The sequence below is a fragment of the Advenella sp. EE-W14 genome, from assembly GCF_012923605.1.
Lineage (GTDB): Bacteria > Pseudomonadota > Gammaproteobacteria > Burkholderiales > Burkholderiaceae_B > Advenella > Advenella alkanexedens.
The window spans coordinates 156,991-180,858 of sequence record NZ_JAAVNG010000009.1; the positions used below are offsets into that span (position 1 = coordinate 156,991).

A 23,868-nucleotide genomic window follows, 5' to 3' on the forward strand; every position below is an offset into this window, starting at 1 on the left:
TTATGAATCATAATCTTGATTTGTTTTCCGACAACGAAGACGGTTTACTGATTGCCGGGATAGATGAGGCTGGAAGAGGGCCATTGGCAGGTTCTGTGTATGCTGCTGCGGTTATTCTGGATCCGGCAAAAACCATTCATGGTTTGATGGACTCCAAAAAACTATCCGAAAAAAAGCGTGAACAATTGGCGCTTGAAATCAAGGAAAACGCACTATCCTGGTCTATTGCCTGTGCCACTGTGGAAGAAATTGATCAGATCAACATACTGCAAGCAACCATGCTGGCCATGAAAAGGGCGGTTTTGAATTTGTCTGTTGCACCAGGTCTGGCGCTTATTGATGGTAACCGTGTGCCTGCAGATATGCCCGTTGCCTGTAGGGCTATTGTTAAAGGGGACGCGCTTGAGGCTTGTATTTCTGCTGCTTCCATCCTGGCGAAAACGGCCCGCGATGCGTCATTGAGAGAACTGCATGAACAATATCCCGAATATGGTTTTGATCAACATAAAGGATACGGGACAGCTCTTCATTTAGAGCGCTTGCGTTTGCATGGCGCCTGTCCTGAACATCGACGGAGTTTTGCGCCCGTAAGAAAATTACAGGGTTAAAAGTCTTTGTTTTTATTGATTTTTTCGATTAATTAAGCTAATTTTAAGTTTTAAAATTGTTTTGCCATAAAAAGGCAGTACAATTATTTGCTTTCATTGTAAAGAATTACAGCCTTTTGTTATTAGATAGATATTATTTATGACCACACCTTTAACGCCAATTCCACCGAATAATGAACTGCCGCATCGTAAAATTATTCGGAGCTGGTTAACACCCTTATCAGAAAAAAACACGCTTCGCGCTATTGTTCTGATGATTATTGATATCGCCTTGTTTTTTGCATTGATTGCCGGGGCAATTGTTTTTGAACCATGGTGGGCAAAGTTGATTTGCGGCCTGGTTTGTGGTTTTGTCATTGGCCGTCTGTTTATTATCGGTCATGATGCCTGCCACCAAAGCCTGACACCACACCGGAAGCTGAATAAATGGTTGGGCCGTATTGCCTTTTTGCCATCCGTCTCACCGTACAGCCTATGGGATGTTGGTCATAATGTCGTGCATCATGGCTATACCAATCTGAAAGGCATGGATTTTGTCTGGTGCCCTCATACACCGGAAGAGTACGCTGCCATGTCCAAAGGACGTCAGCTTATGGAGCGATTCTATCGCAGTGGCTGGGGTGCAGGCATTTATTATCTTGTTGAAATCTGGTGGAACCGCATGATGTTTCCCACCAAGGCGTATATGGGTACGCAGCGTAAAGTCTTTTTCTGGGACGGCCTGCTATCCAGTGTGTTTGGTATTTCCTGGGCACTGGTCGTGATCATTGCGGCCATTCAAACTGATCAATCAATTTTCTCACTGTTGTTTTTTGCCTGGTTTGTACCACTGATGTTCTGGTTTTACATGATCGGCTGGGTGGTGTATGTACAGCATACACATACCAAAGTGGTTTGGCATGATAACAAGGTTGAGTGGGCCAAGGCACAGCCGTTTGTTTCCACAACCGTGCATCTGACCTTCAACTTTCATTTTGGTGCACTCATGCATCACATTCTTGAGCATACTGCCCATCACGTTGATATGAGTATTCCGTTGTACAAGTTGAAAGCTGCACAAGCCCGTCTTGAAGAAATGCTGCCAGAACGGATTGTGGTACAGAAATTCAGCTGGAGATGGTATTTCAAAACGGCCAAGGCAACCAAGCTGTATGACTATGAAAACAAGCGCTGGCTTGATTTCAACGGTAAGCCAACAGCCCAGGTTTTGTAATCTATCCGGAACCATCAATATTAGGCTTTGATATTATCCCGCTTATGCGGGATAATTTTTTGTATGAAATCCATCTCCTCCAAAGAAAATCCCTTGTACAAGCAATTGCTGAAGGTTCATCTTGGCAAAATAAAGGGTCAGGTCCTCATTGAAGGCGTCCATCTTTGCCATTCATGGTTAGCGCATCATGCGAATCCTTTGTTGGCTGTGTTCAATGCCGCTGTGCTAGAGCAGGTCGAGTCAGGTGCATTCGTGCAACATGCAGCTGCGCATCAATTGATGCAGGAAGGTGCATCTGTCATGCAATCGTCCGCTAATGAGGTTTGGCAGTTGTTCAATGTGTTGAATCAGGATCAATGCGTTGTTGTACCCGATAAACTCTTCAAAAACTTGACGCAGGTGGACTCACCGCAAGGGGTGCTTTTTCTGGTGAACACGCCATCCTTCCAGGTGCCGGAAAAGATTCGGGAGAACGCGGTTTTTCTGGACCGGTTACAAGATCCGGGTAATGCGGGGACCATCCTGCGTTCAGCCGCGGCAGCGGGGGTTCGCCATGTATATCTGTCAAAAGGCTGTGTTTCAGCCTGGTCATCCAAGGTCTTGCGAAGTGCCCAAGGGGCCCATTTTTCTCTGAATATTTACGAGCAGCAAGACTTGTCCGAACTCATTGGCCGGACTGGTGTTCCGGTCATGGCAACTGCGTTGTCGGACAAGGCGCAGAACCTGTATGAAACACGCTTGCCCGAACAATGTGTATGGTTGTTGGGGCATGAAGGGCAGGGCGTGCACCCTGCCTTGTTAAGCAAGGCAACACACCAGGTATTTATTCCTCAAACAGATCTGGTTGAATCACTGAATGTCGGTGTTGCTGCCGGTATTGTCTTGTTTGAACACCGGCGCCAGCGTCTTTATTGCGTTTGAAGCTGTGTAGTGGCCGCCTGTCAAAAAAATACCTGTCAGTGAAATGTACACACGGACAGGTATTTATAGATGATAGGGTGGTTTTTTTAGTAGCTGGATTTATTCAGCCCAAGTATTTGCAAAACAGTCGTGGAAATTTCTTCAATCGACTTGGTCGTGGTTGACAGCCATTCAATGCCTTCGCGGCGCATTAATCTTTCTGCTTCAGCCACTTCATACAAACATTGCTCCAGCGTAGCATAACGGCTGTTTGGGCGACGTTCATTGCGGACTTCACTCAGGCGATCGGGCTGGATGGACAAACCGAACAGCTTGTTGCGGAAAGGCTGCAATGTTTTAGGCAGGCTTCCGCGCTCAAAGTCTTCGGGAATTAACGGAAAATTGGCTGCCTTGATGGCGTATTGCATGGCAAGGTAAAGGCTCGTTGGTGTTTTACCACAACGGGAAACACCCACCAGAATCACATCTGCTTCCTTAAGTCCATGAATGAATTGACCGTCATCGTGGGCCAGGCTAAAGTTGATTGCCTCGATGCGATTGCGGTAGGCTTCTGAACTGGCACTTAAATGAGACATACCAATGGTTGGTTCGGACTTGGCGCCTAAGGCTGACTCAAGCTGGCTGACGCAAGTGCCAAAAATATCCAGGAACACGCAATTGGACTCTTTGACATAGGCAAGAATATCCTGTTTGACCAATGTGCTGAAGACGATGGGTGGATTCTTTTCACGTTCGGCAATTTCATTGATTTTTTTTGCCACAGCCTTGGCCTTTTCATCTGTCGTGACGAAAGGTTCCCGGATTTGCTGGAACTCAAAAGACTTACTGAACTGAGAAAGTACAGAGTGACTGAAGGTTTCTGCGGTAATACCGGTGCTGTCCGATACAATAAATACAGTTCTTTGATTAAGTTGCATTGTGATTGCCTAAAAAACGCCCAAAAAAAACCGTAAAACGGTACAATTCAGTCCATGATTGTAATCGACATCATTGGTTTGTCATGTAAAGGCTTATTTGTTTGAAGAATTTAGTTGTTTTTCAAACAAATATGCTTTCATTTTTTTATTCTAAGGGTGACTTTAATGTCGTATGTTGTTCCATTTGAAAATCTCCGCATGACGGACGTGGACTCGGTGGGTGGTAAAAATGCCTCACTGGGTGAAATGATTAGCCAGTTGTCTTCAGCGGGTGTACGGGTTCCCGGTGGTTTTGCCACTACAGCAGAAGCTTTCAGGGATTTCCTCAAGCTTTCTGGGCTGGACACACGTATTGCCAATCGTCTTAGCACATTAAATCCGGAAGATGTTCGTGCATTGGCAGAGGCCGGTTCCGAAATCCGTCAATGGATTATCGAAGAACCTTTTTCCGCAGAGTTTGAAAGTCAAATCCGCGAAGCCTATGCCAAGCTGGATGCCGATGGCAAAGGTTCTTTTGCTGTCCGTTCATCTGCCACAGCCGAAGATTTGCCTGATGCTTCATTTGCAGGCCAACAGGAAACTTTCCTGAACGTTGCCGGCATTGACGATGTCCTGGATAAAATCCGTCACGTTTTTGCTTCACTTTATAACGATCGCGCTATTTCTTACCGTGTCCATAAAGGCTATGCTCATGCTGAAGTGGCCTTGTCTGCCGGTATCCAGCGTATGGTTCGTTCAGACAAGGGCAGTGCCGGTGTGATGTTTACCCTGGATACCGAGTCCGGTTTTGATGATGTTGTATTCATCACTTCTTCTTACGGTCTGGGTGAAACCGTTGTACAGGGTGCCGTTAATCCTGACGAATTCTATGTGTTCAAACCCACACTGGAATCAGGTAAATATCCAATCGTCAGCCGTCGCATCGGTTCCAAACTGATCAAGATGGAATTCAACACCGAGCGCCGTCCCGGTGAAAATGCCGTGTTGACCGTTGACGTGCCTGTTTCAGAAAGAAACCGTTACTCCCTGACCGATGATGAAGTGATTGAACTGGCCCGTTATGCCGTCATTATTGAAAAGCATTATCAGCGTCCTATGGATATCGAATGGGGTCGTGATGGTATTGATGGAAAACTGTATATTCTTCAGGCTCGTCCTGAAACCGTCAAATCACAGCAAGGTGCCCATGACGTCCAGCAACGCTACAAACTGAAGGCGACTGGCCAGGTACTGATTACCGGTCGTGCCATCGGTCAAAAAATCGGTTCCGGTAAAGTCCGCATCATTAATGATATTGCCCAAATGGATCAGGTTGAAGCCGGTGATGTATTGGTTACCGACATGACCGACCCTAACTGGGAACCCGTCATGAAGCGCGCTTCCGCCATTGTGACCAACCGTGGTGGCCGTACCTGCCACGCTGCGATTATTGCACGTGAACTGGGTATTCCTGCTGTTGTTGGTTGTGGTGAAGCAACTGAAGTGCTTGTTAATGATTCCGAGGTAACCGTGTCTTGTGCGGAAGGCGATGAAGGCCGTATTTATGAAGGCCTTCTGGAAACCGAAATCGAAGAAATCCGTCGCGGTGAAATGCCGGAAGTTGATGTGAAAATCATGATGAACGTGGGTAACCCCCAGTTGGCATTTGATTTCTCTCAAATCCCCAATGCGGGTGTTGGTCTGGCTCGTCTTGAATTTATCATCAACAACAACATCAACATTCACCCTAAAGCGGTACTTGATTACCCCAATGTTGATGCTGACCTGAAAAAAGCAGTTGAATCGGCTGCCCGTGGTTACGCAAGTCCCCGTGCTTTCTTTGTTGAAAAACTGGCAGAGGGCGTGGCCACCATTGCGGCTGCGTTCTATCCGAAACCGGTTATTGTCCGCATGTCCGACTTCAAATCCAACGAATATCGCAAGCTGGTTGGCGGTTCCCGCTACGAGCCCGAGGAAGAAAACCCGATGCTGGGTTTCCGTGGTGCGGCTCGTTATATTTCCGACGATTTCGCTGAATGCTTCCGTATGGAATGCGAAGCTTTGCGCTTTGTTCGTGAAGAAATGGGTCTGACTAACGTTGAAATCATGATCCCCTTTGTGCGCACCCTTAACCAGGCTGAACGCGTGATTAACCTGTTGGCGGAAAATGGCCTGAAACGTGGTGAAAACGGTCTGCGCGTGGTTATGATGTGTGAGGTTCCTTCCAATGCGATTCTTGCCGAGAAATTCCTTCAGTACTTTGATGGGTTCTCTATCGGTTCAAACGATATGACCCAGTTAACGCTTGGTCTTGACCGTGATTCGGGCATGGAGTTGTTGGCGGCTGATTTTGATGAGCGTGATGAAGCGGTACAATTCATGTTGTCACGAGCCATTCAGGCATGTCTGAAAGCCGGCAAATACGTTGGTATTTGTGGTCAGGGCCCCAGCGATCACCCGGATTTGGCGGTATGGCTGAAAGAACAGGGTATTTTGTCAATGTCTCTTAACCCCGATACGGTGGTTGATACCTGGCAAAAACTGGCTGTCGCTCAGTAATTGATTAAGTAATGAAAAAACAGGCTCTTTCGAGGGCCTGTTTTTTTGTCATCAAAAAATGAAAAACATGATTAATACATTCCTCATCTTTCATCACAAGGAATATTTTCTTTTTTAATAAAATGAGGGATGAATTAAGTTACACTTACTGAATTAACCATAGATTTTAAGGATATGAAATGAGTCAATTGATTATTGAAGATATTGAAGTGGGTACCGGTGAAGAAGCCAAAAGCGGGCAACATGTCACCGTGCACTACACTGGCTGGTTATTGGATAATGGTGCCAAATTTGACTCAAGCAAAGATCGCAATCAACCATTTTCTTTCCCTCTGGGTGCAGGCCATGTCATTAAAGGTTGGGATCAGGGTGTGGCAGGCATGAGGATTGGTGGCAAACGTAAACTAACCATTCCATCATCGTTAGGTTATGGTGCCAGAGGAGCTGGCGGTGTTATTCCGCCTAATGCAACTCTCGTGTTTGAGGTTGAATTACTGGACTTGGCGTAAGTTTGGTAAATTCCGGTCTTTCCAAAAGGTGACAATATGATCTGGCTCTGGTTTGCTCTTGCGGTGGTGGCACTTATTGCCGAACTGCTTTCAGGCACATTCTACATGTTGCTTGTTGCGTTGGGACTGGTCGCTTCGGGTATTGTTGCCTATTTGGGTTTCAGTCCGGCTGCCCAGTTGGCTACTTGCAGCATCATTGGCATTGCCGGGCTGATTATACTTAAAAAAACGGGTGTATTATTAAAAAAAGGGCACCTTAAGGCAACCAGTGACAGTAATGTCATCCTTGATATCGGCCAGCAAGTAGAAGTGAAGTCGTGGACAGAAAATCGTACGTCCACGGTCTATTACCGAGGAGCTCAATGGCAGGTAAAACTGGATCCTTCCATTACTGAAACACCATTGCCCGGACAATATGTGATTGTCGATATTCAAAGCGTTACCCTTATTTTAAAGCCGCTGCATAAGTCATCCTGAGCCCCTGACAAACCATAGGAGTGTTACTGTGGAATTTGATACATCGATTATTTTCTGGCTGATTGTTTTTATACTGGCCCTGATTATCTTTATTAAAACCATTGCCATTGTTCCCCAGCAACATGCATGGGTGGTGGAACGGCTTGGTAAGTTTGACAGAACCCTGTCTCCGGGAGCCAAATTTGTTATTCCCTTTATTGAAAAGATTGCCTACAAACACTCATTAAAAGAAATTCCCCTTGATGTTCCCAGTCAGGTTTGTATTACCCGGGACAATACGCAGCTGCAGGTGGATGGTGTTATTTTCTTCCAGGTAACCGATCCAATGCGGGCTTCATACGGTTCATCCAATTATATTGTCGCCATCACACAGCTGGCACAAACCACGCTGCGTTCGGTCATTGGCCGCATGGAGCTTGACCGTACTTTTGAAGAACGGGATGCCATCAACAGCACGATTGTTTCTTCCCTTGACGAGGCAGCCACCAACTGGGGGGTGAAAGTATTGCGCTATGAAATCAAGGATCTTACCCCTCCTAGCGAAATTCTGCGTGCCATGCAGGCACAAATTACGGCCGAGCGTGAGAAGAGGGCATTGATCGCCGCGTCTGAAGGGCGTCGTCAGGAACAGATCAATATCGCAACCGGTGAACGAGAGGCAGCCATTGCCCGTTCAGAAGGTGAGAAGCAGGCACAAATCAATAACGCTGAGGGTGAGGCCAAAGCGGTTACCACGATTGCAACCGCAACTGCTGAAGCCATTACCAAGGTGGCCAATGCCATAGAACAGCCAGGTGGTCTTGCAGCGGTTAACCTGCAGGTGGCGGAAAATTACGTGGAAGCCTTTGGCAAGCTTGCCAAAGAAGGCAACACCCTGATTTTGCCAGGTAATTTGTCTGATATGGGAAGTATGATCGCCTCGGCAATGACCATTATTAAAAATAACAATAAAACAACATCCTGATATTTTTAATTATTAAAGCCACTTTCAAACGTGGCTTTTTTTGTATCTCAATTTTTATCTCAAAGGCCTGTTCAACAGGCATGTGACAAAGGTTCCAACGCGTCTTCAGATGCGAAAGATTAAGCAAGACCAATTAAAACTAACTATTTTTGTATGCGGGGGCTTTACGATGCAAAAAAACATACGCCAGGTAACCTTCGATTTACTGCGTAAGTTGGATATCACCACCATTTTTGGTAACCCGGGTTCGACGGAAGAAACGTTCCTCAAAGAGTTTCCGGCAGATTTCCGGTATATTCAAACCTTGCATGAGGCATCCGCAGTGGCTGCTGCAGATGCCTATGCGCAATCGATGCGCAAGGTGGCAATGGTCAACGTCCATACGTCAGCAGGATTAAGCAATGCCATGAGCAATATCCTGACAGCCTATATGAATCGGACTCCCCTGATCATTACTGCCGGTAACCAAACCCGTGAAATGCTCCTGATGGATCCATGGCTTAGCAATATCGAGCCCGAAACACTGCCCAAGCCATGGGTGAAATGGAGCTGCCAGCCGGTTCGGGCTGAAGACGTACCCGCTGCCTTCATGCGCGCGTATGCCATGGCGTTGCAACCACCTGCCGGGCCTGTGTTTTTATCCATTCCACTTGATGACTGGGATAAACCAGCCCTTCAAGAGCAGGCGGTGGTCAGGTCAGTGCCACAGCGCATTGGCTACGATCCACAACGGTTGAAAGCGTTTGCCGATGCCATTACGGCTGCGAAAAATCCGGTTCTGATTTATGGTTCCGCCATTGCCAGAGGGCAGGGTTGGGAAACAGGTATCGCCTTGGCCGAGAAATTAAACATTCCTGTTTGGGCAGCCCCATCATCCGAACGTCCACCCTTTCCCGAAACGCATCCTTTATATGCGGGCGGTTTGCCCTTTGCCATTAAACCACTATCTGAAAAGCTGGAAGGCCATGATCTGGCGGTAGTGATTGGGGCACCGGTTTTCCGCTACTATCCTTATGTGGCAGGCTCTTATATTCCCGAAGGCTTGCGCCTGTTGCACATCTCCGATGATCCGTTGGAGATCGGGCGTGCGCCGGTTGGAGACGGTTTGTTAAGCGATGCGGTGCTGGCACTTGAAGGCCTGGCTGACCTGGTATCAGCCAAAGAGAAGCAGCCACCGGTTATTGGCAAACAGGCACACAATATGGCGGCCCATCCACCCGTGGCCACTTCGGCAGCCAATTCAGATTCCTTAAGTGCTGCCGAATTATTCCGCACTTTACGGGAGGTTTCTCCCAGGGACACCATCCTGATCGAAGAGTCTCCCTCCAATCTGGCTGAGTTGCATCGTGAATGGCCCATTGAAGCACCGGATTCATTTTATACATTTGCAAGCGGCTCTTTAGGGTGGGGATTGCCCGCCAGTGTTGGTATTGCACTGGGTGAAAAAGACAGTGGCCGTAATCGTCCTGTGCTTGCCATTATTGGTGACGGATCAATGCAGTATTCCATCCAGGGACTTTGGAGTGCCGCACGGCAGCAATTGCCGATTGTGTATGTCATACCTAAAAACAACGAATATGCCATTCTGAAATCATTTGCCCTATTGGAAGAAACTCCAGGCGTACCAGGACTGGATATTCCAGGACTGGATATTATGGCCTTGGCCAAAGGGTACGGCTGTTGTGCGGTGCATGCAGAAACTGCTGAACAGGTGAAAACGGCCTGTCAAGAAGCTTTTGGCCGGCAGGGTCCGACCGTTATTGAAGTACCTATATTGCCGGCCATCCCGCCATTGATTTAATGGTTCGGGTTTTTACTGATTAAAAGAGGGTTCCAAGGAGCCCTCTTTTAATTGATGGGTAATTTTGTTTATTGGCGACGGGTATCGTGCTTCATGATGCGTTCTTTTTCCCGCTGCCAGTCTTTATCTCGGGCGCTATCGCGCTTGTCATGCAGTTTTTTGCCTTTACCCAGACCAAATTCCAGCTTGATCCGCCCATTTTTGAAATGAAGATTAAGCGGCACAAGGGTATAACCACGAATTTCCACCTTGCCAATTAACTTGTTGATTTCATTTTTATGCATTAACAATTTGCGTGTGCGCGTTGCATTGGGATGGATGTGGGTAGACGCCGTGGCTAACGGACTGACATGCATGTTAAGCAGCCAGAGTTCACCGTCACGTACAATAACGTAGCTTTCAGCCAATTGAACTCTGCCTGCACGGATAGCCTTGACTTCCCAGCCTTCAAGGACAATACCGGCTTCAAATTTTTCTTCAATGAAATAGTCGTGGCGGGCTTTTCTATTTTCTACAATGCTCATGATTTATATTATAAAAATGCTACAGCCGTTAAAATAGGATTTTTTTATGGATGTGTATTTATGATTTCCGGCTTAAGATCCTATTGTAAATGAATACACCACATGAAAATGAAATTTATGGCAATATTGCCCTTAAACGTCCATGTGCGTATTTAGTATTTATATTCGCCATTGGCCAATTGATTTAATCTGTAAATTTTCTTAATGCATACTGTCCAAAGATCCGTACTTCTCCCTTACAAGGCAAGCCAGATGTTTGATCTGGTTTCCGATGTTGAAAAATATCCTGAATTCATGCCGTGGTGTGGCGGCTCTGCCATAAAAGAACAACTTGAAGATGGCGTGGTGGCATCGGTTACCATCAGTCTTGCAAAAATAAAACAGACTTTTACCACTCGCAATACCTACACCTATCCGGAAAAAATAGAACTGAAACTGGTTGATGGTCCGTTTTCAGCGCTTAATGGCACATGGGAATTCATTGAATTGGATGAAGACGCCTGTAAAGTGGTCTTTACCCTTGATTATGCCTTCAATAGCAAAGCACTTGAAATGCTGGTGGGACCTGTATTCAATCGTATCGCCAATAGCTTTATCGACTCTTTTACCAAACGAGCACAGGTTATTTATGGTGACCGCTGATCTTCATGTTTCACTTAACTTTCCGGTTACCACAAGCCAGATCTGGAGAAAAGATTTTTATGTGCCAGCCGGAAGCACGATTGCTGATGCCATTGCTTTAAGCGGCATTGCCAACGCATTCCCGGATCTGGATCTGGGCAGTCTTGGAAAGGGTATTTTTGGCATCAAATGCTCGTCACAACAATTTGTGCAAGAAGGAGACCGGATTGAGCTTTACCGCAAGCTGGTGTTTGATCCCAAAGAGTCCCGACGACGCAGGGCTGAACACCGCAAGGCAGGTATCCTGACCAAAAAACATCTCAGACAGAAAAAATCACGCATTAACAACTACACCGAACATCGGGATAATACTTAAAATCATACGACTCAAGGAGGAGCAATGTCGTCACCTGTTTTATTCACTGAACTCAATACCCATAATGGATACAAAGTGGGTGTTGCCACCCTTAACCAGCCCAAGATCCTGAATGGACTTTCGCTTGAGATGTGCCGCTTGCTGGGCAAGCAGCTTGCCCAATGGGAGGCAGACCCTGATGTCGTGCTGGTGATCATGCAGGGGGCTGGAGATAAGGCTTTTTGTGCGGGTGGTGATTTGCATGGGTTGTACCAAAGCATGCAAACCTGGCAAGGGCAGGGAGCATGGGCAAATACGTATTCACGTGAATTCTTCGACATTGAGTATAAACTGGATTATCAAATCCATACCTATAGTAAACCCATTATTTGCTGGGGACACGGTATTGTCATGGGTGGGGGCATAGGGTTGATGATTGGTGCCAGCCATCGGGTGGTTAGTGAAACTTCCCGGCTGGCCATGCCGGAAGTCAGTATTGGTTTGTTTCCTGATGTTGGCGGGAGCTGGGTTTTAAATCATTTGCCAGGTAAAACCGGAGTTTTCCTTGCCAGTACCGGTGCCATTCTGAATACGTCTGATGCGCTTTTTTCAGGTCTTGCCAACTATCAGGTCGATTATGCCAACTGGGAGGCAGTGGTTAATGGTTTGCTGGATGCTGCCTGGCAAAAACCCGCGCATCGACGCTTTAATGATGACCTGGTTCACGCTGTTCTGGCTGCACATAAAGGCAAACCGGTTGAAGCAGGACCGTTGCAACAACATTATGCCCTGATCAATGAAATTTGCGCACCGGTTAATATTCAGACCATTTATCAGAATATTGCCGAGCTGAAAGATAATGATGATCCGTGGTTATCCCGTGCCGCTACCACCATGCTAAAGGGTGCACCACTATCCATGGCGCTGGGCGTTGTCTTGCAACAAAAAACCTTGCACTTGTCTTTGGCCGATGTATTTCGCATGGAATATATTGTGGCACTGCATTGTTGTGCCGATGGCCAGTTGCAGGAAGGCATTCGTGCCCTTTTGGTGGATAAGGACAAATCTCCAAAATGGATGCCAGCTGACATTAACGATGTGACTGATGAGTTGCTTGAATCTTATTTTGACAGTCCCTGGCCCAAATCAGACAGACATCCTCTGTCTGATTTGGTTTAAAGCCCATCCGGAAGTATGTGCCTTGAACTACTTCCGGATTTCAGGCTTTTCAAGTGAGTATGGTATTTCAACCAGTTCCACTTTGGGGCCTTCAAGGCTGCCAATGTTTATCTGATTATGCTCAAGGGCGGACAGTTTGGTTTCAAACAGCAGATAAACTTTTCCATCATAAGCGGTGCTGTTGACGATTTGTCCGCATGGCTCATTGGTATCCTGTGCATCAAACACATCTTTGCCAGGCTGCCAGATTTCAGGATCTGTGGCATTGGCAACGATCCCAATTGCCATGCGGCGTTTCAACGTACCGCGGTAGTGACTACGCGCAACCACTTCCTGGCCAGGGTAACATCCCTTGGTAAAGCTAATCCCATTAATCACATCAAAATTAATGCTTTGCGCAATGAACAGTTCCTGGTTGCCTTTTTCAATCCATGGAGTGCCGCTCAGGATTTCCATGGCATCCCATTGTGCCGTGTCTTTATGGCTTAATAGTGAGCAGAAGCACTCCTGGTTACGTGTTTGCGCATCATAAACGCAAATGAAACGTTTATTGCCTGCGACATCTGGCAAGGCAATCCAGGTGCATCCGTCTTTTGAGGTGACCTGCCATGCCGGCATTTGCTGCAAGTCCAATGCGAGACGTTTACCCAATGCTTCGATTGAAGTGGACCAAATCCCTTTGATGCTTAGTGTTTCCGGGGTGAATACCACTTTTGAGCGCATAACAAACATGCGCAGACGCTTGATCATGGGTTCGGCAATGTCGTTGCGAACCAGAAACCGGAAGATTTCTTCATTATCTGCCTGGACTTCTTTCCAGATCAGAAAACTGGCCAGTACGCGCCCTTTGGGAGAGCAGTAAGCCGACAGCACGGCATGATTTTCAGTGGCCAGAGTCATATCCTGGGTGAGCTGTCCCTGCAGGAAGTTGGTCGCATCGGCGCCACTGACAGAGAAAGCCGTAAAATGAGTGAGATCGCTTTGAAATAAAGTGTCGTCAATAGGTTCTTGAGGTTCTGAGATCATGACTATTATCCTGCATTACTGATACAAACTTGAATGTTGGAATAGTACGCCATATTGCACTGGACAGGGGTATTTCCCCGGGCATGATAAAGGTTAATTCGTGCCATCGTGATGTATCCGGCCCTATTGTACAAAGCCTTTTGACTCATGCCTTTTAATGGATGGTTATTGTCTTGTTGCCTGATACAATTGAGCCTTGTTCAATTACCTCAATACGCTTTTACGCATGAAATTATTCAAGTCCCTTGCCCTGGCTTTTGTTATCGGCAGCCTGCTGCTGGTCATTGGCTTGGGCGGCAAAGTCTGGCACTGGTCCACCAGCCCCATTCCAATGTCAGCCCAGGCGGTGGAATTCACGGTTCCCAAAGGCAGTACCATACGTACGGTTGCCGAAACGCTTGCCAAGGCTGGATTGGATATTGAACCACAGCTTTTTATTTTATACGCCCGTTATACCGGACAGGATGTCCAGCTCAAGGCGGGTGCCTATGAAGTTACCCAAGGTATGACACCGGTTGATGTGCTGGACAAACTGGCCAAAGGTGACATGATCAAGCGCCAGATTGCCCTGATCGAAGGCTGGACTTACAAACAAATTCGTCAGGCTTTGCAGGCCAATAAGGATATAAAGCAAACATTGGCGGATATCAGCGATGAAGAGCTCTTGAAGAAACTGGGTTCCGACCATACGCATCCGGAAGGCTTGTTTTTTCCTGAAACCTATGTATTTGTACCGGGAGATACCGATTTTCAGATTTTAAAGCGCGCTTATGACGAAGGACAGACGCGATTGATGCAAGCCTGGGAGAGCCGTGATCCTGATACGCCGCTTAAAACGCCTTATGAAGCCCTGATTTTGGCCTCGATTGTTGAAAAAGAAACCGGTCACAGTCAGGATCGTGATCGGGTGGCGGGCGTTTTCATTAACCGTCTCAAGGCCAATATGCTTTTGCAGACAGACCCTACTGTCATTTATGGAATGGGTGACAATTACAAAGGCAACATTAGCAAAAAAGACCTGCAAACCGATACGCCATGGAATACCTATACCCGCCAGGGCTTGCCTCCTACACCTATCGCGATCCCCGGCGCTTTGTCCATACAGGCGGCTTTGCATCCTGAAAAACATGGTTATTATTATTTTGTGGCGCGCGGTGACGGAACCAGTGAGTTTGCTGAAAACCTGAGAAAACATAATCAAAACGTACAAAAATTCATCTTGAAAAGGGGTCAGTAATGACAGGGCTTTTTATTACACTGGAAGGCGTGGATGGCGCCGGCAAAAGTACCCATATGAAGTGGTTGCCCGATTTTTTTAAAAATCAGGGGCTTGACGTAGTCATGACGCGCGAGCCGGGTGGCACGCCTGTGGGTGAAAAATTACGTGAAATTTTGCTGCATGATGCCATGAGCCAGGAAACAGAGGCCTTGCTGATGTTTGCTTCGCGCCAGGAAAACATTAACCAGCTCATCAAGCCAGCTTTGGCGGCAGGCAAGTTGCTGCTTTGCGATCGATTTACTGACAGTACTTATGCCTATCAGGGGGGAGGACGTCATTTTGATCTCAACAAGATAGCTGCGCTGGAAAACTGGGTACAGGAAGGTCTTAACCCGGATTTGACGCTGCTTTTTGATGTACCCCTTGCAGTATCGCGCGAACGATTGGGCCGAAGCGGTGTCAGTCTTGACCGGTTTGAACAGGAAAATGATGCTTTTTTCGAGGCGGTGCGTGGTGCCTATTTGCAACGAGCGGCCACTGAGCCACATCGCTTTTTGCTGATTGACTCCACCCGGCCTTTTGAAGAGGTCAGGGCATTCATAGAAACCCGCTTGTTGCAGTTTATCAGGCTGAAAAACAATGCATCTACCTGAGTTTTTACCATGGCAAACGGATATTGCCCGTCAATGGCTGGGCAATAAGGAACGGTTTTCACACGCCTGGATTATTCATGGCATTCCTGGCATAGGCAAACTGAAATTTGCCCATGCGGCGGCAACCGGCTTGTTGTGCGAATCCTCCCATAACGGCATCGCATGTGGACACTGTGAATCCTGTGGCTGGGTCAAGTCAGGAAATCACCCCGATTTGCGGATAGTCTTGCCCGATGCCATTGCCGTTAAGGAAGGTTTTGTTACCACCCCGGAAAACGATGAGGAAAGTGGTGCAAAGAAAACCCTGTCCCAGGACATCAGGATAGAACAGGTACGTCAGCTTGAAAAACTGTTTAATGTTTCCACGCATCGGGGCGGTTACCGTGTCATTGTTCTGTACCCGGCAGAAAGCCTGAATGCAGCTTCTTCCAATGCCTTGCTAAAAGTGCTTGAGGAGCCACCAGAAAATACCATTTTTCTTTTGGTCACGCATGCTATCCAGCGATTGCTGCCTACTTTGCTGTCACGATGTCGTCGTCTGGCCTTGCCCATACCGGAACGCTCGGTGGCCCTGTCCTGGCTACAGAAAAACGGGGTGACCGATGGTGAGGTTTGGTTGGCTTCCACCGGTGGCGCGCCGTTAAGCGCTTTGGCCTTCAGTCAGTCCGATTATGAGCCCGTTAAATACTGGCTCTCGGCGTTCGCTGACAAACTGGCGCACCGGGAAATGCCCAACCTTGATAAATTGGCGGAATTACTGGAAAAAATCCCGGCAACGCAATGGCTGGACAGCCTTCAACGGTTTGTTTTTGATATCAATCTTAATCGCCATGGGCAAGCCTCCCGTTATTTTCCCACCTTGGGTAAAAATGTTTCTGGTATCGCAGGCAATATGGCTGCGGATAAAATTGCCCAGCTCTTTAAATGGCTGGCAGAGCAGCAACGTATTGCCGACCATCCGCTTAATGCCCGTTTGTTTATCATCTCTACCTTGCAACGGGTTGCATTAAGCTGTATTTCAAAGTCGTAATTAAATTTTCATAAGTATTAATCATGTTTGTCGATTCTCACTGTCATCTGGATTTCCCTGAATTAAGCCAGGATCTGGAAAATATTCTGGATAAAATGAAACAGAATAATGTCGGGCGCGCTTTGTGCGTCAGCGTAAATTTACCTGACTGGCCAAGAATTATTGCGCTGATAGAAAAATATCCGCACCTTATCGGTTCGGTTGGTGTTCACCCTGACTACGAAGACACACCGGAACCGACCGTTGAGATGCTGTGTGAGCATGCCTTGCATCCGAAAATTGTGGCCATTGGTGAAACCGGTCTTGATTATTACCGGCTCAGTGAGCCATTGGACTGGCAACGGGATCGTTTTCGGGTACATATCAGGGCAGGCGTTCAGTCTGGTTTACCGTTAATCATTCATACCCGTTCTTCCGCTGAAGATACGATCCGCATCATGAAAGAAGAGGGTGCGCATCAGTGTGGTGGTGTCATGCATTGCTTTACCGAAACGTGGGAAGTGGCTCAGGCAGCCATTGAGCAGAATTTTTATATTTCACTCTCGGGTATTGTCACCTTCAAGAATGCCCATCAATTGCATGAAGTGGCTCAAAAAGTCCCGTTAGAACGTTTGCTGATTGAAACTGATTCGCCTTATCTGGCACCGGTTCCTTTCCGGGGTAAACTGAATGACCCGTCGAAAGTGATTCACGTGGCCGAAAAAATTGCCGATCTCAGGGGGGTGACACTAAAAGAGATTGAAGAGGCCAGTACCGAGAACTTTTTCAGGTTGTTCCACAAAGCACAACCGTAAATCAAGGCAAATTTGCCTGTTTGGGTTTCCTTGAATATATTTACGTTTTGTATACTGCTTATTTGTTATGTTTGTTATGATCCAATTAATTTAAAAGGTGGGTAATGCGCATTAGTAAATTGAAATCTTCCTTGCTGGTTGGTGCCATGTTTGTGACCATGACGTCATTTGCCAATACATCGATTTCCTGGTGGAACGACATCAAGAACAATCGGGTATCTTCCGTTAAGGCGGCCATTGCCAAAGGCCGTGATGTCAATGCGCTTAACCAGAATGGTCAACCTCCCATCATGCAGGCTATTCGTGATAAATCAATGGATGTTTTTGATCTTCTGGTCAGAGACCCTAATATCAACCTTAATATTGAAAACATTAATAATGAAACACCCTTGATGTATTTGGCCATTATCGGTGATGTGCGTCGCGCAGAAGGACTTATTTTTCGGGGTGCGGACGTCAACCGTTTGGGGTGGGCACCCTTGCATTATGCTGCTTCAATGGGACATGTTGATATGATCAATATGTTGCTGGCTAATGGCGCTTTCCCCAATGCACCGGCTGCAGAAGGCAGCTCACCTATTTATATGGCGGTAACCTCTAAAAATCCCCAAGCGGTCAAAGCATTGTTGGCTGCGGGTGCCGATCCCAGAGCCGTTAACCAGCTGGGTAAAAATGCCATTGATTTGGCCCGGGAACTAAAGCAGCCCGGACTTGTCGAAATTATGCTTCGATAACCGGATTTCTTCATGAAACATCATTCCCGTATTCTTCCACTGAATCTTTTGTTTTCTCTTGCCCTGTTGGTAGGCTGGACAAATGCACATGCTGAACAGGTTTATTGTCAAAGTCCCTGGCTAAAGCCCAACGGGAAAATTGAAGGGAATATTAATGGGGGGAAGGGGCATTTTATGATCAGGATCAACCAGGTAACAAAAGCGGCCGGCAATGATTGCCATGCCGATTTGCATATCCAGGCAAATGCACCCATAGCCGGACAGCAGATCAATGGTTCGGGCAATTTTCGGCTCATGGTCAACAGTGGGGGCTCTACCCTTAGTGGCTCGTTTGATTCGGCAGGCTTGCTGGGTACCGTCATGCGTTCCGTCGTAAATAGCCGGGTCAATGGATACTTTCTCAAGCCAGCCAATATCATGAATGAGCAATCCGACTCCTTGCCTGCACAAACCTACAGGGCTGATGCCCAGGCGTCCATGTCTTTGCCTTCCTCAGTGCCTATTAGCCAAGTCAACATAGAAAATGCATTTTTGCAGTCTACCCAAAGAAAAGTTGGAAAAGAACAGCAAATTCATACACAAATGGGGCCGATGAGTTGTAAGCCGATCACTTACACGGGTACTCTTTCCAGTGGTCAGATTCAATCCACACTTATTCCTTCAGGCAAGTCTGCCGGCAATAAGCCGGTTACCGTCACTGAATGGTATTGTCCTGCAAAAGGGCTGATCATGAAAATGGATATTAAAAGCGGAAATTCGATTTATACGGTTGCCGTTACTAATGTCAATTAAACAACACTCAATCTGTCCCCATTAAAATTTAATATTAATTAAACGGGGACAGATTAATAATTCAAAACAGAACAAGTACAATTCAAGAAGTTAGTAAGACGGCTCATTTCATCGGAGAGCTTTAATGACTTCAGAATTTACCACTTCGCACTTGCTGCCTTCATATCTGAATCCAAATGACTTGGGCGCATGGGGTATTTATCTTCAGCAAATTGATCGGGTAACCCCCTATTTGGGTTCCCTGGCCCGCTGGGTAGAAACACTGAAGCGACCAAAGCGCTCATTGATTGTAGATGTTCCCATTGAATTGGATAACGGTACCATTGCCCACTTTGAGGGCTACCGTGTTCAGCACAATACATCACGTGGACCGGGCAAGGGCGGCGTACGTTTTCACCAGGACGTTTGCCTGTCCGAAGTCATGGCCCTGGCAGCCTGGATGTCTATTAAAAATGCAGCGGTCAATTTGCCTTTTGGTGGTGCCAAAGGCGGTATTCGCATTGATGCGCGCAAGTATTCCAAAAAAGAACTTGAACGTGTCACACGGAGATATACCAGTGAGATTGGTCTCATTATTGGCCCAAGCAAAGATATTCCAGCGCCCGATGTCAACACCAACTCTCAAACCATGGCCTGGATGATGGATACCTATTCCATGAATGAAGGTGCCACGTCAACGGGTGTTGTTACCGGCAAGCCTATTGCATTGGGTGGTAGTCTTGGTCGCATAGAGGCAACAGGCCGTGGTGTGTTTGTAGCAGCTTGCGAAGCGGCCAAAGATTTGGGTCTTAGTGTGTCCGGGTCAAGGGTGGCCGTACAGGGGTTTGGTAATGTAGGTGGCACAGCTGCCCGATTATTCCATGAAACCGGTGCCAAAGTTGTTGCGATACAAGATCATACCGGTACTATTTTCAATGAAAATGGCATCGATATTCATGATTTGTTAAATTTCGTTGAAGATCATCCTGGTGTCATGGGTTTCCCTGAAGCAACCGCCATTTCCAATGAAGATTTCTGGGAAGTTAGCAGCGAATTCCTGATTCCTGCCGCTCTTGAGAATCAAATCACCATCAAAAATGCGGATCAGATCAAGACAAAAATCCTGGTGGAAGGCGCCAATGGCCCAACCACCCCGGAAGCCGATGACATCCTAACTCAAAAAGGGATATATATTGTACCTGATGTGATTTCCAACGCTGGTGGTGTAACTGTCAGTTATTTTGAATGGGTACAGGATTTCTCCAGCTTTTTCTGGAGTGAAGAGGAAATCAACCAACGCCTTGAGCGCCTGATGCGTGATGCTTATCGTGCTGTCTCTGATGTTGCAAAACACCATGAGGTCAGTTTACGTACAGCGGCATTTATTGTGGCCTGCACACGTATCCTCGAGGCCCGTGAGCTACGTGGTCTTTACCCTTAATGGTTTTTTTGTAAAAGTTTGCGGTGTTAAACCCTGGTTTTAACAGATCCGCCAGAGGAATCCGTTAAAACCAGGGTTTCTTTTTGCTGCAAACGTTAGTGTTTATCCAAGGATTTTGCTGTTTGCCCAAACAATATTTTCCTTGCTTCATCATCATGCACGGTGGGTGAAGGATTAATTTCACGGGCAATCTCATAAGCACGTATCGTTGCTGGTCGTGCTTTTATCAATTCATACCAGCGTTGCAGGTTAGGAAAATCCTCAAGGTTCTGTCCCTGTTTTTCATGTGAAACAATCCATGGATAACAGGCCATATCGGCAATGGAATATTGACCTGCGATATAAACCCTGTCTTCCAGGTGTTTGTTAAGTACCCCGTACAAACGATTGGTCTCATTACGGTATCGATCAATGGCGTAAGGGATTTTTTCAGTGGCGTATTGGGAAAAATGATGGTTTTGGCCAGCCATGGGGCCTAAACCCGCCATTTGCCAATACAGCCATTGCAGGGTTTCCGTTCTTATTCTCAAATCGGAAGACAGGAATTGACCGGTTTTATTAGCCAGGTAATGCAATATTGCACCTGATTCAAAAATGGAAATAGGCTCACCCTTATCAATCGGGGCATGATCAACAATGGCTGGAATACGATTATTAGGCGCTATTTTCAGAAAATCAGGTGAAAATTGTTCTCCCTTGGAAATATTGACAGGAATAATTTTATATTCAAGGCCTGTCTCTTCCAGGAACATTGTAATTTTATGACCGTTTGGTGTTGTCCAATAATACAGATCAATCATGATAATGCTTCCTTTATATCGGTTTCCAGTTGCTCAGGTTTGGTCACAGGCGCATAGCGTCCGATAACCTCACCCTGGCGGTTAATCAAAAACTTGGTAAAGTTCCATTTAATGCTTTGGTTGCCTAAAATGCCAGGTTTTTCCTGTTTTAGCCATGTGTACACTTCATTCTCATGGCTGCCATTGACATCAATTTTACTCATGATGGTAAAACCGACATCATGATTCAATTGACAAAAAGAGACAATTTCTTCGTCTGTGCCCGGTTCTTGACGGCCAAACTGGTTGCAGGGAAAGGCAATAATTTCAAACCCCTGGTCTTTATAAGTCCGATAGAGTTTTTCAAGACCATTATATTGAGGCGTAAACCCACAGTAGGAGGCCACGTTGACGATAAGGACCACTTTTCCTTGCAAACAGGCAAAGTCAAGAATATGGCCATCGGCCTTGGTCGCGGAAAAAGAAAACAGGGATTTCATGTTGGTTTTTTCTCCATATCATCTCGAATGGGATGCCGGGATGTAACCGCACACCCTATGGAGGCACTTACAATAAAAGCAATGGCCAGCCATTGAGCAAAAGTCAGTAATTCATGCAATAGGATAACACCTGCCACTGCACCCATGGCGGGTTCAAGGCTAAGCAAGACACTCATGGTTTTACGGGGTAGGGCGCGCAGGGAAATCATCTCAAGGGAATAGGGGATTGCACTGGACATGATGGCTACACCCAATCCAAATAACATAAGGGATGGATTCAACAGCGTGGTTCCTGCGTGACCAATACCAAAAGGTAAAACCACCAAGGCTGCAACTGTAATACCCAAACAGGACGCCTGACCGGGATGAATATTACGGGTACGCTGACCAAAAATGATATATAAAGCCCAACCTGCACCTGCAATCGCAGCATAAACAACACCCACTGGATCCAGGGCTGTTATTGAATCTTGTTGGGGAATAAGCATATATAAGCCCGTTGCCACCATGATAATCCAAAGGAAATCAATTTTTTTGCGTGACGAGTAAATGGCCAAACCCAACGGACCGATAAACTCAATGGCGATTGCAATACCCAGGGGAATGGTACGTAGGGCCATGTAAAACAAAAAATTGATGGATGCGAGGGACAAACCGTACAAAACAATACTTAAGGCATCCTTACGATTGAGCCTGAAGCGCCAGGGGCGCCATACGCACCACAGGAGCAAGGCGGAGAATGCCAATCGGTAGGTTGTTGTGCCTTGCGCACCCACTTCCGAAAACAGGGATTTGGCAAATGAAGTGCCAATACACAATGAGGCCATGGAGCCTATTAATGCAATAATTCCTATCGTATGGGAATAGGCGGGAGAAGAGGGTGTTGACATGAAGGTGTGATATTACAGGTGTCAGAGGGTAAATGTTTCATTCTATCGGATTGAAACTTTAATTGTTGAGCAGCATGAACTCTAGCCGTTCAAGTGTTGCTTTTCCCCATAAAACAGTGCCTTTACAGCGTAACTGTAAAGGCACTGAAAAATACTTGTTAACTTGAAATGAATATGAAAAATTGTGGTTTTATTTCATTTCAAGCTGGCTTTTTTCAACCACCGATTTTGCCAGGTCGTAATTGTCTTTGATTTGTTGGGCAAATTCTTCGGGAGTATTGCCAGCTGGGAAGGCCCCCTGTTTTTCAAGCGCAGCAATAATTTTGGGCTCTTTAAGGGCATCTTGTGTGGCCTTGTTTAGCTTTTCAATAATTTCTGGTGGTGTTCCTGCGGGAGCCAGCAAACCATAGAAGACGCCATTATTCAATTGCGGGTAACCCATTTCCGCATAGGTTGGCACATCCGGGATGTCTTTCATGCGTTCGGGCCAGGCGACCGCCATGGCGTTAAGCTTGCCAGTCTGGATATGAGGCATGGAAGAAGGCAGGTTATCGAACAGGCTATGCACCTGACCGCCCAGGGTGTCAGCAACAGCCGGACCGGAGCCTTTATAAGGTACGTGTACCAAATCTACGCCAACTGCCTGCTTGAAGGCTTCACCATTGAGGTTGCCAATACTGCAAATGCCCGGTGACGCATAGGTGTATTTTCCGGGATTGTCTTTAAGTACCTGCACGAACTCTGCAAAATTGTTGGCTGGAACACCAGGATTAACGACAATAACGTTTGGAGTATTGACAAAATTGCTGACCGGCGCGAAATCTTTTTGTGGATCGTATGGCAAATCATTGGGGCGGCAGGCTGGATTGACGGCCATGGTCGAGACTGTGGCCAGGGACAGGGTGTAGCCATCGGGTTTTGCCCGTGCTGCCTCTGCGGCACCAATGGCGCCACCCGCACCGGCTTTATTTTCAATGACCATTGATTGACCCAGGATCTTGGACATTTCCTGTACCACAATACGGGCCACAATATCGGTAGAACCGCCTGGTGCGAAAGGTACGATAACCCGAATGGGTTGATTGGGATAATTGGACGTTGCATGTGCCAGGCTGCCCAGTGACAGGCTGGCAACGGTGGTTGCCAGTACAAATGCTTGTTTTAATTTCATTGAATCCTCCTAATTTTTGGCCCTAGTGTAGATAAAATTTGCAGTTAATCAAATGGGTAAATACCATGATATAGATAGTTACTATTTGTGGCAGATCAGATCGGGCGGTTGATATCACTGATTTAATCCCGGAACACTATCTTAATACCCGGACATTTCATGAAAAATTAATGGCCATTTTGCTCCGTTACAAATAATAATTTTTACAAGTTATTGAAATAATGAAAGAAATG

Annotated in this window: 25 protein-coding genes; 18 read left to right on the top strand and 7 right to left on the bottom strand. The window is 46.6% G+C overall.

The window, feature by feature from the left end:
• The first annotated feature begins 2 nt into the window (after nt 1-2).
• The 3 genes from rnhB (at nt 3) to HCX92_RS08035 (ending at nt 2,742) form a co-directional block, all read left to right on the top strand.
• The gene (gene rnhB, locus HCX92_RS08025; protein ID WP_169294429.1) at nt 3-608 is read left to right on the top strand and encodes a ribonuclease HII; all 606 of its coding nucleotides are present in this window, start codon (nt 3-5) and stop codon (nt 606-608) included.
• A 139-nt stretch (nt 609-747) separates the two neighbouring features.
• Nucleotides 748-1,821, top strand: a complete 1,074-nt coding sequence (locus HCX92_RS08030) for a fatty acid desaturase (RefSeq protein ID WP_169294430.1) — start codon at nt 748-750, stop codon at nt 1,819-1,821.
• A 63-nt stretch (nt 1,822-1,884) separates the two neighbouring features.
• Nucleotides 1,885-2,742 carry an RNA methyltransferase gene (locus tag HCX92_RS08035; protein ID WP_169294431.1) on the top strand — a complete coding sequence of 286 codons (858 nt, stop codon included), beginning with the start codon at nt 1,885-1,887 and terminating at the stop codon, nt 2,740-2,742.
• An 86-nt stretch (nt 2,743-2,828) separates the two neighbouring features.
• Here the strand turns inward: HCX92_RS08035 and HCX92_RS08040 are convergent, their stop codons facing one another.
• Nucleotides 2,829-3,659, bottom strand: coding sequence for a pyruvate, water dikinase regulatory protein (locus HCX92_RS08040; RefSeq protein WP_169294432.1), 831 nt, complete (start codon nt 3,657-3,659; stop codon nt 2,829-2,831).
• Nucleotides 3,660-3,824: 165 nt separating this feature from the next.
• On the opposite strand from HCX92_RS08040, the gene ppsA reads away from it, so the two are divergent.
• The 5 genes from ppsA (at nt 3,825) to mdlC (ending at nt 9,948) form a co-directional block, all read left to right on the top strand.
• The gene (gene ppsA / locus HCX92_RS08045; protein ID WP_169294433.1) at nt 3,825-6,197 is read left to right on the top strand and encodes a phosphoenolpyruvate synthase; all 2,373 of its coding nucleotides are present in this window, start codon (nt 3,825-3,827) and stop codon (nt 6,195-6,197) included.
• 179 nt (nt 6,198-6,376) lie between these two features.
• Nucleotides 6,377-6,706: an FKBP-type peptidyl-prolyl cis-trans isomerase gene (locus HCX92_RS08050; RefSeq protein WP_169294434.1), complete on the top strand. Its 330-nt coding sequence runs from the start codon at nt 6,377-6,379 to the stop codon at nt 6,704-6,706.
• Nucleotides 6,707-6,742: 36 nt separating this feature from the next.
• Nucleotides 6,743-7,183, top strand: a complete 441-nt coding sequence (locus tag HCX92_RS08055; RefSeq protein ID WP_211182320.1) for an NfeD family protein — start codon at nt 6,743-6,745, stop codon at nt 7,181-7,183.
• Nucleotides 7,184-7,211: 28 nt separating this feature from the next.
• Nucleotides 7,212-8,147, top strand: a complete 936-nt coding sequence (locus HCX92_RS08060; protein WP_169294435.1) for an SPFH domain-containing protein — start codon at nt 7,212-7,214, stop codon at nt 8,145-8,147.
• Between the two features lie 169 nt (nt 8,148-8,316).
• Nucleotides 8,317-9,948: a benzoylformate decarboxylase gene (mdlC, locus tag HCX92_RS08065; RefSeq protein WP_169294436.1), complete on the top strand. Its 1,632-nt coding sequence runs from the start codon at nt 8,317-8,319 to the stop codon at nt 9,946-9,948.
• Between the two features lie 68 nt (nt 9,949-10,016).
• Here mdlC and smpB read toward each other — a convergent pair whose 3' ends face one another.
• Nucleotides 10,017-10,472, bottom strand: a complete 456-nt coding sequence (gene smpB, locus HCX92_RS08070; RefSeq protein WP_169294437.1) for an SsrA-binding protein SmpB — start codon at nt 10,470-10,472, stop codon at nt 10,017-10,019.
• Nucleotides 10,473-10,676: 204 nt separating this feature from the next.
• On the opposite strand from smpB, the gene HCX92_RS08075 reads away from it, so the two are divergent.
• From HCX92_RS08075 to HCX92_RS08085, 3 genes are read left to right on the top strand one after another with little or no spacing between them, the layout of a single operon-like run.
• Nucleotides 10,677-11,114, top strand: a complete 438-nt coding sequence (locus tag HCX92_RS08075) for a type II toxin-antitoxin system RatA family toxin (protein WP_169294438.1) — start codon at nt 10,677-10,679, stop codon at nt 11,112-11,114.
• A complete protein-coding gene (locus HCX92_RS08080) occupies nt 11,101-11,469 on the top strand; it encodes an RnfH family protein (RefSeq protein WP_211182321.1) in 369 nt (122 codons plus the stop codon). The genes HCX92_RS08075 and HCX92_RS08080 overlap by 14 nt, the downstream gene beginning before the upstream one ends.
• 24 nt (nt 11,470-11,493) lie before the next feature.
• Nucleotides 11,494-12,627, top strand: coding sequence for an enoyl-CoA hydratase/isomerase family protein (locus tag HCX92_RS08085; protein WP_169294440.1), 1,134 nt, complete (start codon nt 11,494-11,496; stop codon nt 12,625-12,627).
• 27 nt (nt 12,628-12,654) lie between these two features.
• Here HCX92_RS08085 and HCX92_RS08090 read toward each other — a convergent pair whose 3' ends face one another.
• Complete coding sequence (locus HCX92_RS08090; RefSeq protein WP_169294441.1) at nt 12,655-13,653, bottom strand: folate-binding protein YgfZ; 999 nt, start codon at nt 13,651-13,653, stop codon at nt 12,655-12,657.
• 226 nt (nt 13,654-13,879) lie between these two features.
• Here HCX92_RS08090 and mltG point away from each other — a divergent pair, with 226 nt between their 5' ends.
• From mltG to HCX92_RS08125, 7 genes are all read left to right on the top strand, one after another.
• A complete protein-coding gene (mltG, locus tag HCX92_RS08095; RefSeq protein ID WP_169294442.1) occupies nt 13,880-14,890 on the top strand; it encodes an endolytic transglycosylase MltG in 1,011 nt (336 codons plus the stop codon).
• Entirely contained in the window at nt 14,890-15,525 is a 636-nt protein-coding gene (tmk, locus tag HCX92_RS08100; protein WP_169294443.1) for a dTMP kinase, read from the top strand. The genes mltG and tmk overlap by 1 nt, the downstream gene beginning before the upstream one ends.
• Entirely contained in the window at nt 15,512-16,555 is a 1,044-nt protein-coding gene (holB, locus tag HCX92_RS08105; RefSeq protein ID WP_169294444.1) for a DNA polymerase III subunit delta', read from the top strand. The genes tmk and holB overlap by 14 nt, the downstream gene beginning before the upstream one ends.
• A gap of 23 nt (nt 16,556-16,578) precedes the next feature.
• Nucleotides 16,579-17,349, top strand: coding sequence for a TatD family hydrolase (locus tag HCX92_RS08110; RefSeq protein WP_169294445.1), 771 nt, complete (start codon nt 16,579-16,581; stop codon nt 17,347-17,349).
• Between the two features lie 104 nt (nt 17,350-17,453).
• Nucleotides 17,454-18,083 (top strand): ankyrin repeat domain-containing protein, encoded by a 630-nt coding sequence (locus tag HCX92_RS08115; RefSeq protein WP_169294446.1) that lies wholly within the window; start codon nt 17,454-17,456, stop codon nt 18,081-18,083.
• 12 nt (nt 18,084-18,095) lie between these two features.
• Nucleotides 18,096-18,875, top strand: coding sequence for a hypothetical protein (locus tag HCX92_RS08120; protein WP_169294447.1), 780 nt, complete (start codon nt 18,096-18,098; stop codon nt 18,873-18,875).
• Between the two features lie 124 nt (nt 18,876-18,999).
• Nucleotides 19,000-20,295 carry a Glu/Leu/Phe/Val dehydrogenase gene (locus HCX92_RS08125; protein ID WP_169294448.1) on the top strand — a complete coding sequence of 432 codons (1,296 nt, stop codon included), beginning with the start codon at nt 19,000-19,002 and terminating at the stop codon, nt 20,293-20,295.
• Between the two features lie 95 nt (nt 20,296-20,390).
• On the opposite strand, the gene HCX92_RS08130 is transcribed toward HCX92_RS08125, so the two are convergent.
• The 4 genes from HCX92_RS08130 to HCX92_RS08145 form a co-directional block, all read right to left on the bottom strand.
• Entirely contained in the window at nt 20,391-21,095 is a 705-nt protein-coding gene (locus tag HCX92_RS08130) for a glutathione binding-like protein (RefSeq protein WP_169294449.1), read from the bottom strand.
• Nucleotides 21,092-21,574 (bottom strand): glutathione peroxidase, encoded by a 483-nt coding sequence (locus HCX92_RS08135; protein WP_169294450.1) that lies wholly within the window; start codon nt 21,572-21,574, stop codon nt 21,092-21,094. The genes HCX92_RS08130 and HCX92_RS08135 overlap by 4 nt, the downstream gene beginning before the upstream one ends.
• Complete coding sequence (locus HCX92_RS08140; protein ID WP_169294451.1) at nt 21,571-22,464, bottom strand: DMT family transporter; 894 nt, start codon at nt 22,462-22,464, stop codon at nt 21,571-21,573. Before HCX92_RS08140 ends, HCX92_RS08135 begins: the two co-directional genes overlap by 4 nt.
• A gap of 190 nt (nt 22,465-22,654) precedes the next feature.
• Nucleotides 22,655-23,635, bottom strand: a complete 981-nt coding sequence (locus HCX92_RS08145) for a tripartite tricarboxylate transporter substrate binding protein BugE (protein ID WP_169294452.1) — start codon at nt 23,633-23,635, stop codon at nt 22,655-22,657.
• Between the last annotated feature and the right edge of the window lie 233 nt (nt 23,636-23,868).

Coding starts and splice junctions, on each gene's coding strand:
- rnhB (WP_169294429.1), top strand. CDS start 3: ATGAATCATAATCTTGATTTGTTTTCCGACAACGAAGACGGTTTACTG.
- HCX92_RS08030 (WP_169294430.1), top strand. CDS start 748: ATGACCACACCTTTAACGCCAATTCCACCGAATAATGAACTGCCGCAT.
- HCX92_RS08035 (WP_169294431.1), top strand. CDS start 1,885: ATGAAATCCATCTCCTCCAAAGAAAATCCCTTGTACAAGCAATTGCTG.
- HCX92_RS08040 (WP_169294432.1), bottom strand. CDS start 3,659: ATGCAACTTAATCAAAGAACTGTATTTATTGTATCGGACAGCACCGGT.
- ppsA (WP_169294433.1), top strand. CDS start 3,825: ATGTCGTATGTTGTTCCATTTGAAAATCTCCGCATGACGGACGTGGAC.
- HCX92_RS08050 (WP_169294434.1), top strand. CDS start 6,377: ATGAGTCAATTGATTATTGAAGATATTGAAGTGGGTACCGGTGAAGAA.
- HCX92_RS08055 (WP_211182320.1), top strand. CDS start 6,743: ATGATCTGGCTCTGGTTTGCTCTTGCGGTGGTGGCACTTATTGCCGAA.
- mdlC (WP_169294436.1), top strand. CDS start 8,317: ATGCAAAAAAACATACGCCAGGTAACCTTCGATTTACTGCGTAAGTTG.
- smpB (WP_169294437.1), bottom strand. CDS start 10,472: ATGAGCATTGTAGAAAATAGAAAAGCCCGCCACGACTATTTCATTGAA.
- HCX92_RS08075 (WP_169294438.1), top strand. CDS start 10,677: ATGCATACTGTCCAAAGATCCGTACTTCTCCCTTACAAGGCAAGCCAG.
- HCX92_RS08080 (WP_211182321.1), top strand. CDS start 11,101: ATGGTGACCGCTGATCTTCATGTTTCACTTAACTTTCCGGTTACCACA.
- HCX92_RS08085 (WP_169294440.1), top strand. CDS start 11,494: ATGTCGTCACCTGTTTTATTCACTGAACTCAATACCCATAATGGATAC.
- HCX92_RS08090 (WP_169294441.1), bottom strand. CDS start 13,653: ATGATCTCAGAACCTCAAGAACCTATTGACGACACTTTATTTCAAAGC.
- mltG (WP_169294442.1), top strand. CDS start 13,880: ATGAAATTATTCAAGTCCCTTGCCCTGGCTTTTGTTATCGGCAGCCTG.
- tmk (WP_169294443.1), top strand. CDS start 14,890: ATGACAGGGCTTTTTATTACACTGGAAGGCGTGGATGGCGCCGGCAAA.
- holB (WP_169294444.1), top strand. CDS start 15,512: ATGCATCTACCTGAGTTTTTACCATGGCAAACGGATATTGCCCGTCAA.
- HCX92_RS08110 (WP_169294445.1), top strand. CDS start 16,579: ATGTTTGTCGATTCTCACTGTCATCTGGATTTCCCTGAATTAAGCCAG.
- HCX92_RS08115 (WP_169294446.1), top strand. CDS start 17,454: ATGCGCATTAGTAAATTGAAATCTTCCTTGCTGGTTGGTGCCATGTTT.
- HCX92_RS08120 (WP_169294447.1), top strand. CDS start 18,096: ATGAAACATCATTCCCGTATTCTTCCACTGAATCTTTTGTTTTCTCTT.
- HCX92_RS08125 (WP_169294448.1), top strand. CDS start 19,000: ATGACTTCAGAATTTACCACTTCGCACTTGCTGCCTTCATATCTGAAT.
- HCX92_RS08130 (WP_169294449.1), bottom strand. CDS start 21,095: ATGATTGATCTGTATTATTGGACAACACCAAACGGTCATAAAATTACA.
- HCX92_RS08135 (WP_169294450.1), bottom strand. CDS start 21,574: ATGAAATCCCTGTTTTCTTTTTCCGCGACCAAGGCCGATGGCCATATT.
- HCX92_RS08140 (WP_169294451.1), bottom strand. CDS start 22,464: ATGTCAACACCCTCTTCTCCCGCCTATTCCCATACGATAGGAATTATT.
- HCX92_RS08145 (WP_169294452.1), bottom strand. CDS start 23,635: ATGAAATTAAAACAAGCATTTGTACTGGCAACCACCGTTGCCAGCCTG.